Source organism: Aequorivita echinoideorum (assembly GCF_018476645.1).
In the GTDB taxonomy this organism is placed as follows: domain Bacteria; phylum Bacteroidota; class Bacteroidia; order Flavobacteriales; family Flavobacteriaceae; genus Aequorivita; species Aequorivita echinoideorum.
Map to the genome: position 1 here is coordinate 284,571 of NZ_JAHCTB010000002.1, position 12,159 is coordinate 296,729.

General features: G+C 40.3%; 18 protein-coding genes. 2 read left to right on the top strand and 16 right to left on the bottom strand.

Annotated features, from left to right (window positions below; all coding sequences use genetic code 11):
* Position 1: 1 nt before the first annotated feature.
* The 15 genes from pcaF to KIV10_RS05075 all read right to left on the bottom strand — a co-directional run bounded on the left by pcaF (position 2) and on the right by KIV10_RS05075 (position 10,726).
* Positions 2–1,210, bottom strand: a complete 1,209-nt coding sequence (gene pcaF, locus KIV10_RS05005) for a 3-oxoadipyl-CoA thiolase (protein ID WP_214112390.1) — start codon at positions 1,208–1,210, stop codon at positions 2–4.
* An 18-nt stretch (positions 1,211–1,228) separates the two neighbouring features.
* The gene (locus tag KIV10_RS05010) at positions 1,229–1,615 is read right to left on the bottom strand and encodes a four helix bundle protein (RefSeq protein ID WP_317194703.1); all 387 of its coding nucleotides are present in this window, start codon (positions 1,613–1,615) and stop codon (positions 1,229–1,231) included.
* Positions 1,616–1,677: 62 nt separating this feature from the next.
* Positions 1,678–2,538, bottom strand: a complete 861-nt coding sequence (ypfJ, locus tag KIV10_RS05015) for a KPN_02809 family neutral zinc metallopeptidase (RefSeq protein ID WP_214112391.1) — start codon at positions 2,536–2,538, stop codon at positions 1,678–1,680.
* A gap of 81 nt (positions 2,539–2,619) precedes the next feature.
* Entirely contained in the window at positions 2,620–3,042 is a 423-nt protein-coding gene (locus KIV10_RS05020) for a PaaI family thioesterase (protein ID WP_214112392.1), read from the bottom strand.
* Between the two features lie 8 nt (positions 3,043–3,050).
* A complete protein-coding gene (locus KIV10_RS05025) occupies positions 3,051–3,425 on the bottom strand; it encodes a four helix bundle protein (RefSeq protein WP_214112393.1) in 375 nt (124 codons plus the stop codon).
* 40 nt (positions 3,426–3,465) lie between these two features.
* Positions 3,466–4,602, bottom strand: a complete 1,137-nt coding sequence (locus KIV10_RS05030; protein ID WP_246516224.1) for a 3-hydroxyacyl-CoA dehydrogenase NAD-binding domain-containing protein — start codon at positions 4,600–4,602, stop codon at positions 3,466–3,468.
* Positions 4,603–4,678: 76 nt separating this feature from the next.
* A complete protein-coding gene (locus KIV10_RS05035) occupies positions 4,679–5,074 on the bottom strand; it encodes a four helix bundle protein (protein WP_246516196.1) in 396 nt (131 codons plus the stop codon).
* A 21-nt stretch (positions 5,075–5,095) separates the two neighbouring features.
* Positions 5,096–5,875 (bottom strand): enoyl-CoA hydratase-related protein, encoded by a 780-nt coding sequence (locus KIV10_RS05040; protein WP_214112395.1) that lies wholly within the window; start codon positions 5,873–5,875, stop codon positions 5,096–5,098.
* 3 nt (positions 5,876–5,878) lie between these two features.
* Positions 5,879–6,382 (bottom strand): 1,2-phenylacetyl-CoA epoxidase subunit PaaD, encoded by a 504-nt coding sequence (paaD, locus tag KIV10_RS05045; RefSeq protein ID WP_214112396.1) that lies wholly within the window; start codon positions 6,380–6,382, stop codon positions 5,879–5,881.
* 49 nt (positions 6,383–6,431) lie between these two features.
* Positions 6,432–7,184, bottom strand: a complete 753-nt coding sequence (gene paaC, locus KIV10_RS05050; protein WP_214112397.1) for a 1,2-phenylacetyl-CoA epoxidase subunit PaaC — start codon at positions 7,182–7,184, stop codon at positions 6,432–6,434.
* A gap of 48 nt (positions 7,185–7,232) precedes the next feature.
* Complete coding sequence (locus KIV10_RS05055; RefSeq protein ID WP_214112398.1) at positions 7,233–7,577, bottom strand: four helix bundle protein; 345 nt, start codon at positions 7,575–7,577, stop codon at positions 7,233–7,235.
* A 32-nt stretch (positions 7,578–7,609) separates the two neighbouring features.
* Positions 7,610–7,900 carry a 1,2-phenylacetyl-CoA epoxidase subunit PaaB gene (paaB, locus tag KIV10_RS05060; protein ID WP_214112399.1) on the bottom strand — a complete coding sequence of 97 codons (291 nt, stop codon included), beginning with the start codon at positions 7,898–7,900 and terminating at the stop codon, positions 7,610–7,612.
* 79 nt (positions 7,901–7,979) lie between these two features.
* Positions 7,980–8,936, bottom strand: coding sequence for a 1,2-phenylacetyl-CoA epoxidase subunit PaaA (paaA, locus tag KIV10_RS05065; RefSeq protein ID WP_214112400.1), 957 nt, complete (start codon positions 8,934–8,936; stop codon positions 7,980–7,982).
* Between the two features lie 54 nt (positions 8,937–8,990).
* Positions 8,991–10,061, bottom strand: coding sequence for a 2Fe-2S iron-sulfur cluster-binding protein (locus tag KIV10_RS05070; RefSeq protein WP_214112401.1), 1,071 nt, complete (start codon positions 10,059–10,061; stop codon positions 8,991–8,993).
* Positions 10,062–10,156: 95 nt separating this feature from the next.
* Entirely contained in the window at positions 10,157–10,726 is a 570-nt protein-coding gene (locus KIV10_RS05075; protein WP_214112402.1) for a TetR/AcrR family transcriptional regulator, read from the bottom strand.
* Between the two features lie 79 nt (positions 10,727–10,805).
* Here KIV10_RS05075 and KIV10_RS05080 point away from each other — a divergent pair, with 79 nt between their 5' ends.
* Complete coding sequence (locus KIV10_RS05080) at positions 10,806–11,111, top strand: rhodanese-like domain-containing protein (protein WP_214112403.1); 306 nt, start codon at positions 10,806–10,808, stop codon at positions 11,109–11,111.
* 90 nt (positions 11,112–11,201) lie between these two features.
* A complete protein-coding gene (locus KIV10_RS05085) occupies positions 11,202–11,528 on the top strand; it encodes a thermonuclease family protein (protein WP_214112404.1) in 327 nt (108 codons plus the stop codon).
* Here KIV10_RS05085 and KIV10_RS05090 read toward each other — a convergent pair.
* On the bottom strand, positions 11,523–12,137 hold the full coding sequence (locus KIV10_RS05090) for a DUF4230 domain-containing protein (protein ID WP_214112405.1): 615 nt from the start codon (positions 12,135–12,137) through the stop codon (positions 11,523–11,525). The genes KIV10_RS05085 and KIV10_RS05090 overlap by 6 nt on opposite strands.
* Positions 12,138–12,159: the final 22 nt, after the last annotated feature.

The window sequence follows — 12,159 nt, forward strand, 5'->3', positions numbered from 1 at the left end:
CTTATAGATTCACATTTTCAATAATTGCTGCATACCCTTGCCCAACGCCCACACACATTGTGATGAGCGCATATTTTTTCTTTTGAAGTCGCAATTCCAAAGCAGCGGAATAAGCAATTCGAGTTCCGGTAACACCAAGCGGATGGCCGATTGCGATGGAACCCCCATTGGGATTGATTCGTGGATCGTTATCTTTCAATCCCCATTCGCGTATGCACGCCAAAGCTTGCGAAGCAAAGGCTTCGTTCAATTCGATTACATCCATAGCTTCCATTTTTAACCCTGCTTTTGCAAGTGCTTTGTTGGAAGCTTCAACGGGACCAATGCCCATAATGCGCGGTTCTACGCCAACTACTGCTGAAGAAACAATTCTTGCAATCGGTTTCAAATCATATTTTTTTACGGCATCTTCCGAAGCGATAATCGTTGCCGCTGCGCCATCATTCAATCCCGAAGAATTGCCTGCGGTTACGCTTCCATCTTTTTTGAAAGCAGGGCGCAATTTTGCCAAAACTTCTTTCGTGGTTTCAGGGCGGATAAATTCATCTTCTGCAAAAATTATGGGATCTTTTTTTCGCTGCGGAATTTCCACCGGAACTATTTCCTTTGCCAAACGTCCATTTTGTTGCGCTTTTGCGGCTTTCATCTGTGAATGATAAGCAAACGCATCTTGATCCTCACGGGAAATGTTGTGCTTTTCCACTAAATTTTCGGCCGTATTTCCCATCCCATCCGTGCCGTACATTTCGGCCATTTTTGGATTTACGAATCGCCACCCAAAACTGGAATCGTACATTTTGGCATCGGTCCCGAAAGCGGAAGAAGGTTTTGCGATAACGTAAGGCCCGCGCGTCATATTCTCGACACCGCCCGTAATAAACAGATCGCCATCGCCAGCCTTTATCGCCCGATTTGCGTGAATGATTGCCGAAAGGCCGCTGCTGCAAAGTCGGTTCACCGTTTCGCCGGGAACGGTTACTGGCAAACCTGCCAACAACGCAGCCATTCGCGCCACATTCCGGTTGTCTTCACCCGCTTGGTTTGCGCAACCCAAAATAACATCGTCATACGCTTCTTTTGGGATATTTGGGTTTCGTTTTACTATTTCAGCAATTACCAAAGCAGCGAGATCATCGGTACGCACAGCACTTAGCGTTCCTTGATAACTGCCTATTGGCGTTCGTATTCCGTCGATTATGTATGCGTTCATTTTAAGTATCGTAGTATTTTAGTTTTGTGGTTTGTTAGTTATTTTCTTCTTTAGAAAATTTTTATAGGATGTTATCATCTTATTGAGTTCTGCGATTGCTTGTCTATTTTCTTCATTTATTTCTTCAGAAATAAAACCTCTCAAAAATGCTTTAGTACTGCAAACAACACATTCGTGTCCACTGTCCCAAGCCATTTGCAGATAACGGTTGAAATTGGCAGGCGATGCCGCTGAACCTTCAGCAATGTTGAGCGCAATTGAGTCTGCCGCACGAATAAATTGAGATGAGAGTCGATACATTTCTTCTTTTGGAAAATTTTGGATTTGAGAATTGATTTTTTCGCCAAAAGCAAGCGCCTTATCATAAATTTTCAATTCTTCAAACTTAAAATGCACATTACTCATCATCACTTTATTTTATATTTTAAAGGAAAAGCCCAAAACCAATCCACTACTCGACTACCAAACTATCTAACTATTTCCGAAAAGGTATCTCCCTGTTTAATATCTCCCGTTTTATACCCTTTCATAAACCAGGTTTTTCGTTGCTCGGAAGTTCCGTGGGTAAAGGAATCTGGCACCACGTGGCCCTGCATTCTTTTTTGAATAGCATCATCGCCCACTGCATTGGCGGCACTCAGGGCTTCATCGATATCGCCTTCTTCCAAATATTTCTGGTTGTAATGCGCCCAAACCCCAGCGTAAAAATCGGCCTGAAGTTCCAACGCGACTGAAAGTTGGTTTGCTTCAGCTTTGCCAGTCCTTTGCTGTAATTGTCGTACTTTTTGCGATGTGCCCAACAGCGTTTGGATGTGATGGCCAATTTCGTGGGCGGTCACATACGCCATTGCAAAATCGCCACCTTTTGCGCCAAATCTAGTTTTCAATTCGTCAAAAAAGGCCAAATCCATATATACCTGCTGGTCTGCCGGACAATAAAATGGTCCGGAGGCCGCTGTTGCATTTCCACAGCCTGTGCTTACGGCATCTGTAAAAAGCACCATTGTAGGCTCTTTGTAATTCCCAAGATTATTGCTGGCAAAAATTTGATTCCAAACATCTTCGGTATCTGCCAAGACGGTAGCCATGAAATCACCGATTTCCTTTTCTTGTGTTGTAAGTTCGCGTTGTTCGGTCTGTTGTGTTTGGCTCCCACCCAATTGTTCAACAATTGGGGCCAATTGCTTTCCCGTATCACCTCCAAAAAAATTGAGAGCCATTACGATGATAACCACGACAATTCCGCCACCTGCGGCCAATTTGCCTTTTCCGCCCATTCCACGGCGGTCATCGAGGTTACCGCTCTGTCTTCTGCCTTGCCATTTCATAATTTCATTAGTAGTTAGTTGTTAATTGTTATTTTTAAAATTGAATAAAATTAAAATCGAAATAAAATAGCTTCGTTTCCATTATTCCCAATCTTTTGAGGTTCTATAGACCACACCTTTAAACAAAGCTACCAATTCTTCGCCTCTTTTTACTTCCACAATGTTAAATCCCAGCTTATTCCCAACTTTTTCAATGACTGATTCCGCTGTAAGATAATCACCTTCATCTAAGGCTTCAATATGGTTGATTGAAGTTTCAATGGAAACCGCGTATTTCCCGTGCGTATTTGCGGCAAAACCAAAAGCAGTATCTGCCAAACTGTAGCTTATCCCACCGTGGGCTTTGTTCATGCTGTTCAGCATTTCTTTGCGAATGGTCATTGCGACTTTGCACCGGCCCTTTTCAACTTCCAGTATTTCGATGCCCAACCAAGAACTGAAAGCATCCTGACTGAGCATCTTTTTAGGGATGAGGCTGTGGGGAATGAGGGATGAGGAGGACATAATTTTATTTATTTAAGCCTTTTGGCAATTGTATTTCTTAAACTTGTGATCATTTTGGAAAGTTCGGTTATGACTTTTCTAATTTCTTCATCTTCATCAAACTTTATGTAATTTCTCAATCTTGCTTTTGTGCTGCAAGCCACACATTCTTCGGCACTGTGCCAAGCGTTTCCCAAATAATCATAAAATTGCTTATCTGTACCCGAAGAACCTTCGGCGATATTTAGTGCAATAGAATCTGATTCTCTTTTGAATTGGGAGGTTAATTCGAAACGTTCCTCTCTCGGAAATTTTTTAATCAACGCATTTACATATTCTCCAAACTCTATCGCCTTTTGATACACTTGTAAATCTTCAAATCTAAAATGATATTTTGATTCCATAAAATGTGTTTCTTAAAATTCAACCCTCATTGCTCACATCTCACACCCCAAACCTCAAATCTTCTCGATTCATTTTCCGTAATAGTGGCGAACACCGATAGCGGTCTTCGTGATATTCATTATAGAGTTCGTCCATTTTGGCAACACACCAATCGATTCCTTTCTCATCTGCCCAGGCCAACAATCCTTTTGGATAATTCACGCCCTTGGTCATTGCACTGTCAATATCCGCTGCGGAGGCGATGTTCCAAAAAAGGGCGTCGGCAGCTTCGTTGATGAGCATTACAAGGATTCTTTCGAAAATAATTTTACTTTTTTCTGAATCAACATTGCCTTCGACAAGATCAGGCTGACTTCCATTGGTTGAATAATTATAATACCCCTTTCCGGTTTTTTTTCCCAAATAGCCTGCTTCGGCAAAACGTTTTTGGGTGAACGAAGGTTTGTAACGGGGGTCGTAATAAAAGGCTTCAAAAACGGTTTCGGTTACGGTATAATTTACATCGTTTCCAATAAAATCCATCAATTCAAAAGGGCCCATTCTAAAACCGCCCATTTCTCTTATTGCCGCATCAATTTCAGAAAATGAAGCAATTCCTTCCTCATAAATCCGAAGCGCTTCGCCATAAAATGGGCGGGCGACGCGGTTTACAATAAATCCGGGTGTGTCTTTTGCAACGGCCACGGTTTTTCCCCAGTTTTTAATTGTTTCTACGGAAGTTTTTAACGTTTCTTCGGAAGTTTGGATTGAAGGAATAACCTCAACCAACTGCATCAATGGCGCGGGATTGAAGAAATGGATTCCGATACAACGGTCCGGTTTTTTTAAGGATGAAGCTATTGAGGCGATAGATAAGGATGAAGTGTTTGAAGCGATAATACAGTCCTCATTCACAAATTTTTCAAGTGTTGAAAACACATTTTTTTTGATATCCAGATTTTCTACAATGGCTTCGATTGTTAAATGGGAATCTTTCAGTTCTTTTAATGAATTGACATATTTTATATTATTTTGAATACGCTCTTTTTCATTTGAATCAAGTTTTCCTTTTTCAACCAAACGATCCATTATTTTTTCCAAATCGGCTTTGGCTTTTTCCAAAGCTTCAGTTTTGGTATCGTATAATTTTACAGCACATCCAGCGGTGGCGGCAACTTGTGCAATGCCGCTTCCCATTGTTCCTGCACCTATAATTCCCACAAATTTGATTAACGATTGTTGATTAACGATTTTTGATTTTTGATTTTCCAAGTTATTGAATATTATTTTTTTGTGATGCCGTTTTTATACTAGCTACAAAAATTGAGATTAATTCATTATTTTCGATGAGTAGCTTATCTATCATTTGAATATTGGTTATCAAATTCGCGCCTTTTTGAATTTTCATATTAACGAATGACTTTCTCAATTCTTTTAAAGAAAGTTTCATTTTATGCAGAAAATCTCTCGATGATTCTGCACTTCTGGCTTCCCCATAATTTAAAGCCACAGAAGTAGTCGAGCGGATTAGCTGTTTGGTTAAATGCTCTGAAGCAAATGAACCATCAAAGTGCTTACACATTAATAACACATCTACAGCAAACTTTATCAGTCTATCTTCAAGCTGGTTAGGTAACATTCCTGCCTTTTTTAATTCTGAAATCAGCAATCAAAAATCGTTAATCGTTAATTATCTTCCTTTAAATTCCGGTTTTCTTTTGTTTACAAACGCATCAACGCCTTCGGCATAATCCTCGCTCTGTGCGGATTCTATTTGCAGTTTGCTTTCCAAATCCAATTGTTCTTCCAAAGAATGCTGCATTGAATTATTCAGTAAACGCTTGGTCAATCCCAACGCTTTTGTGGGCATATTCGCCAACGTGTTTGCGATGTTATTCACTTCCTCCATAAAATTTTCTGAAGCAACCACTTTATACACCATTCCAAGTTTTTCGGCTTCATCAGCTGAAACTTTATCGCCCAGCATCATCAATGCCGATGCTTTTTGAAAACCGATCAACCGAGGCAAAAAGAAAGTCCCTGCACTGTCCGGCACCAAACCTATTTTACTGAAAGCCTGAATAAAACTGGCATTCTCAGAAGCGATTACCACATCACAAGCCAATGCAATGTTTGCGCCCGCTCCAGCAGCAACGCCATTAACGGCAGCAATTACTGGTTTTTCAATCTTTCGAATGCGCGAAATGATTGGGTTGTAATGTTCCTCAAGAATTTTTTTGAAGCCCGGGTTCAGTTCTGGAGTTGTTACTTCCTTTAAATCCTGCCCGGCGCAGAAAGCTTTTCCGCTACCCGTGATAATAATTGCCCTAACTTCAGGATTTTTTTCGCACTCGTCCAATTCATTTTGGAGCAACAGTGCCATTTCACGGTTAAAACTGTTGAAAACCTCGGGGCGGTTAAGCGTTAAGGTTGCAACTTTATTTTCTATTTGTGTGGTTATGCTTTTCATTATTTATTTTAAACATTTAAAGTAATCAAACGGTTCCTGGCAGTCGTCGCATTTGAACAAAGCTTTGCACGCCGTGGAACCGAATTGGCTTACCAAATGGGTATTTGTACTGCCGCATTGTGGGCATTTTACCATTTTTTTATTACCAAGCAAAACGTCTTTATCGTGCGATTCCGAGAGCGGACGCGCAATGCCGTATTTCTCCATTTTCTTTAAACCCTCCTCTGAAATCCAGTCTGTGCTCCACGCTGGGGAAAGCACCAGTTTTACTTCCGTTTTTTTTCCTATTTCTGAAAAAGCCGTCTTTAAATCGTCGCCAATTACATCCATAGCCGGACATCCAGAATAGGTAGGCGTCAATTTTATGTGAACGATTCCATTTTTCTCAACCGCTTCGCGAATTACACCAAGATCCAAAACAGAAAGCACAGGGATTTCTGGGTCTGAAACGGTTTTCAGAATTGGGATTAAATTTGCTTGTATTTCTGGGTTTTCTATAATTGTCATCGTTTATTATAAAACCTACAAGATTTTGGAAAACTTGTAGGAGAATTTTTTACCATTGCATATTGGGATACGTGCGCTGCATGTACTGCAAGTCGGCCAACAAATAGCCCATATGTTCGCTGTGGATACCTTCTTTTCCACCTTTTGTAAAATACTTGCTTTCGGGAACTGCGAGTGTAGCTTCTTTTAAAACTTCGGAAACTTCTTCGTAATAAGTTGATTTGAATTCTGAAACATCTATGCCAATTCCCTCCTTCGCCATTTCCTTTTCAGCATCGGTCATAAAAAAAAGTTCGTCCGTAAAGCGCCACAGGGCATCAATTGCTTCTTGCATTTTTTCTTTACTTTCCACCGTCCCATCACCCAAACGCTTTACCCAATCTGAGGAAAAACGCTTGTGATAACTTACTTCCTTGATTCCCTTTTTTGCGATGGCCGCCAGTGTTTCATCCGGACTTTGTTGCAACTTTTCCATCAACATAAGATGGTAGACATCAAAAAGATACTGACGTGCAATGGTGAAACCGAAATGTGTATTGGGCTGCTCAACGAGCAAACAATTTTTGTATTCCCGCTCAATTCGTAAAAAGGCAATATCATCCTCAGTTTTATTCTCCCCGGAAATTTTTGCGGCATACTGATAATAACTGCGCGTTTGCCCCAATAAATCCAAAGAAATATTGGTGAGTGCAATGTCGGTTTCCAAAGTTGGACCGTGGCCGCAAAGCTCTCCCAATCGCTGGGCAAGGATTAAGGAATTGTCGGCGATTGTTAGGATGTAGTTATATAAATTATTTTTCATTGGGGGTTATTAAAATCGAAATCAAAAATTAAATCGAAATCGAAAACATTAGCAATATTTTTTTAGAAGTGAAACAACAATTCGAATAAGTTCTTCATTTTCATTTTTTATCGAATTGACTTCATTGATCTTAATCAGATCCGCCTTAATTTGAATATTTATGTTCCTGAGCGATTCACGTAATTCTTTTAATGTGATTCTTAATTTATTTGCCCTATCCCTATCTGAACCCGCACCTTCAAATTCTCCAAAATTTAGTGCTGAGGAGCAAGCAGACCTTATAAGTTGTTTAGCAAGATAATCGGCTGCAAAAGATTTGGGTGGTTGCATAAAAATTACAACAATGGAAGCTGCGAAATCTTCAAAACGACTATCTAAATTATAACTTTTCATTTTTCAATTTCGATTTCGATTTCGATTTCCCACTACATATGCTTCACCTCATCTGGCAAATCGTAAAAAGTGGGATGGCGGTATACTTTATCTTGTGCAGGCTCAAACATCTCACCATTTTCTGAGGGATTTGAAGCGGTGATGTGTTTACTTTCTACCACCCATATACTTACGCCTTCATTTCTCCTGGTATACACATCGCGGGCATTTTCCATTGCCATTTCAGCATCAGCCGCGTGGAGACTTCCAAAATGGCGGTGTTCCAGTCCGTTCTTGCTTCGAACGAATATTTCCCAAAGGGGCCAGTTTTTTTTATCAGACATTAGACTTTAGATTTGAGATGTTAGACAAAAGATTTAAAGCGCAATTTCTCACTACCAATATCTCACGTCTCACATCTATTTAACTTGCTTTTGCTATTTTTCTTTTCTCATTCTTTTCTGCGTGTGCCATTGCGGCATCGCGCACCCATTCGCCGTTTTCCCAAGCGTCAACACGGGCTTTCATTCGTTCTTTATTGCAAGGACCGTGGCCTTTTACGACCTGCCAGAATTCATCCCAGTCAATTTCTCCAAAATCGTAATGACCAGTTTCTTCGTTCCATTTTAAATCGGGATCAGGAATGGTGATTCCCAAAACATCTGCCTGTGGCGCTGTTTGGTCGATAAATTGTTGACGCAACTCATCATTACTTTTGCGTTTCAGTTTCCATTTCATGGATTGCTCCGTGTGGACTGATTGATCATCTGTAGGCCCCAACATCATCAAACTTGGCCACCACCAACGGTTCAGGGCATCCTGCGCCATTGCTTTTTGCTCCTCTGTTCCCCGGCAAAGGGTAAGCATAATTTCATACCCTTGGCGCTGATGGAAACTTTCTTCCTTACAAACGCGCACCATCGCCCGGGCATAAGGCCCATAGGAAGTATTGCAGAGTGGCACTTGGTTGATAATTGCAGCGCCATCCACCAACCAACCAATCGCGCCCATATCTGCCCAAGTAATCGTGGGGTAATTAAAAATCGAAGAATATTTCGCCTTTCCTGAATGTAATTGCTCATATAATTCATCACGGGAAATGCCCAAAGTCTCGCATGCAGAGTACAGATACAATCCGTGGCCTGCCTCATCCTGCACTTTTGCTAGCAATGCGGCTTTTCTACGTAAAGAAGGTGCGCGGGTTATCCAATTTCCTTCGGGAAGCATCCCAATAATTTCAGAATGGGCGTGCTGGCTCATTTGCCGGATATGGGTCTGGCGGTATTTTTCCGGCATCCAATCTTTTGGCTCTATTTTTTCATCGCGCGCTATGCGGGCTTCAAAAATTTCTTCTAGGTTTTTTATTTCTCTTTCGCTCATAATATCATTTTATTTAAGCCTACAAGGTTTTAAAAATCTTGCGGGATTAAGTTATTATACATCAAAATCTACTTTTACTTTTTCTGAAGTTGGCACGCTTTGGCAACTTAATACCAAATTCTGCGAGACCTCCTTCTCGTCAAGCGCGTAATTTATCTTCATTTCCACGCTTCCTTCCAAGACTTCGCACTTGCACGTGCTACAAACGCCACCCTTACAGGCAAAAGGCAAATCTGCACCGGCGGCGAGCGCTGCGTCCAGAATATTGTCAAAATCCTCTGTCATGGTAAAATGGAATTCTTTCCCGCCGTCGACAATGGTTACTTCTACCCCATCAACCTTTTGTTGCGCCAAGCGTTCGGCACGTTTTTTATCTTCTTCTGAAAGCCCCGTAACAAAAAGTTCGTAATGCACATTCTCTTTTGGAAATCCTGCCAGCAATAATTCGTCCCTTATAAGAAATATCATTTGTTCGGGTCCGCAGATGAACACTTCATTTACTGCAGAAACATCAAGAATTTTATCAAAAATTTCACGAAGTTTTTCAGATGTAAATCTTCCGTTGAGCAACTCAATATCACGTTGTTCCTTTGTAAGGAAATAAAATATTTCAAACCTTCCAAAGTACTGATTTCTAAGTTGTTCAATTTCTTCTTTAAATATAATGGATTTCACCGTACGGTTCAAGTAGAATAACTTGAATTTAGCATTTGGCTCCAACGCCAAATGTGTCTTGATCATAGATAATACGGGCGTTATACCACTTCCAGCTGCAAAGGCAACGTACGTTTTGGGCTCTTCTGAAATTTCAACACCGAAAGCTCCGCTGGGTTGCATAATTTCTAAGACATCTCCCGTCTGAAGCTTCTTGTTTACGAAGTTTGAAAATTTTCCACCGGGAATTAGTTTTACCGCTACTTTCCATTCCTTATCCACGGGACTGGAGCATAGACTATAGCTACGGCGCGTATCCTCGCCATCAATATCTGCCTTTAAAGTGAGGTGCTGTCCCTGCCTAAATTTGAAATCTTCGGCCAGTTCATTGGGAACATCAAAGGTTATTACAGATGTATCCCTCGTCTCCTTATGGACGTCCTTTACTTTTATTTTATGGAATTTTGCCACGTTATTTTAGTCGGATTAAAAGTTCAAAACTAACAATTGTTAGTTATAAATACAAGAGTCATCCCTAAATCCCTCCTAAAAGGAGGGGATTTTATTTAAATTATTCCCTTAATCAATACCGAAACCATATCTTTCTTCAAAATATTCACGTCCAGTTTTCCCCGCTTTTCGTACCATAAATATAAAGTCCGCAAGGTGGAAAATATTGAAAACAGAATAACCTCAGGATGATTGGGTTTTAATTCATTACTGGCAATACCCTGCTTAATGATGCTTCGGAAATTTTCCTCATAGCGTTCCCGCATTTTTATGAATTCAGCCAGGTCATTCTTTTGAAGATGCATCCAGTCATTATTCAAAGAAGCCAAGGCTTCAGAATAATTGACCGTTATGTCTATATGAAGTTCAATTACGCGCTCAATTTTTTCAATAGCGCTTCCTTTTTTGGCAATTACGCCATCCATACCAACCGTAAATTCCTTGGCAACATTTAAAATAATTGCTGAAAGAATTTCCTGTTTACCGCTTATGTGATTGTAAAGACTGGCCGCTTTAATGTTTATGCCCGCAGCAATATCGCGCATTGTCACGGCACTGTAACCCTTTTCCTTAAAGAGTTTTGAGGCCATTTGAATAATTTCATTTTTACGGGAAATCTTATTCATAGTTTCCGCAAGATAGCGATTCTGAAAAAGATATATTTTAAGCAGAAAGGAGTAAATTTAGGCTTATAAAAATAAAATTATGGGACTATTTGATTTTTTATTCGGAAACAAAACAGCAAAAATCCAGGAATTTAAAGATCGTGGAGCCTATATAGTTGATGTAAGAAGTGAAAATGAATACAAAAACGGGGCTATTCCCGGTTCCAAAAATATTCCGCTGCCAATACTTTCCTCAAAAATTTCAGAAATTAAAAATTGGAATAAGCCAATAATTACCTGCTGCGCAAGCGGCGTTCGCAGTGCCAGTGCCGCTGGAATTCTAAAGAAAAATGGGATTGAGGCCATTAACGGCGGAGGGTGGAACAGTTTGGGACGAAATATTTAATTTTCAACAGTTTCATTTCGAAAATCTGAATTAGCAACATATTCAAAGCCAGAATTTTGTAGCTTTATAGACTAACCAAAAATTAAAATTATGTACCAATACAAAGCGAAGGTAATAGATGTTTATGATGGTGATACAATCACCGCAATGGTTGATCTCGGTTTTTTTCATTTCCAGCAGATGAAATTCAGACTTTACGGCATAGATACGCCGGAAATTCGAGGCGAGGAACGGGAACAGGGACTTATAGTCCGGGATATTTTACGGGAAATGATACTGGATAAGGAGGTCATTATCAATTCTTACAAAGATAAACAGGAAAAATACGGAAGGTATTTGGCAAACATAGTAATTGATGGCCTGGACGTGAATTTATGGCTTGTTGAAAACGGCCACGCGCGCGAATACTTGCTATAATTTCAACTGTTGTAAATCATTTTCATTTTCAACAACTTTTGAATTGTATCGAAGCGTCCAACCCATGGAATTGGTCAAAATATATATTTTTTGAAGTTCGGAAATAAGCCTGTTTTCTGCATTGGTGCGAAGCTCAGACTCCTCAATTTTCTTCCGAAGGGATTTTTCAATTCTGCTTTTTATTTTATTGTAATCTGAAGCGGTAAATTGGTTGAAATACTGTTGCGAAATATCGTAATACTGAATATTTGGGTTGATGGATAGTTCCGGCTCCGGAATGTCCGTGATTGTTACCGTGCGCGTATTCTCATCCACAATTTTGTTCACCTTGCTTAAATCGTACGCAATGGTTGCCTTGGCATTCACTACAATCAGCGCTCCCTTTTTGGAAGGCACAAGCCCAAACATCAAATCCCGGCTATCACTATAGCTATACACTTGCGCGTAACTTCCTTCCGTAACAATGAGTTTGCCCACATTTTTTATTTCCCTTTGAATCAGCGCCGTGTTCGCTTCCAACTGCTCGCGATCGTCTTTTTGATTTTCGCAATACCGAAGCAAAAAAACAATGGCAAAAGCAATGACGATGCCCAGGAAAATATTTCGCATAACAACAATTTTTGGTTGAAAG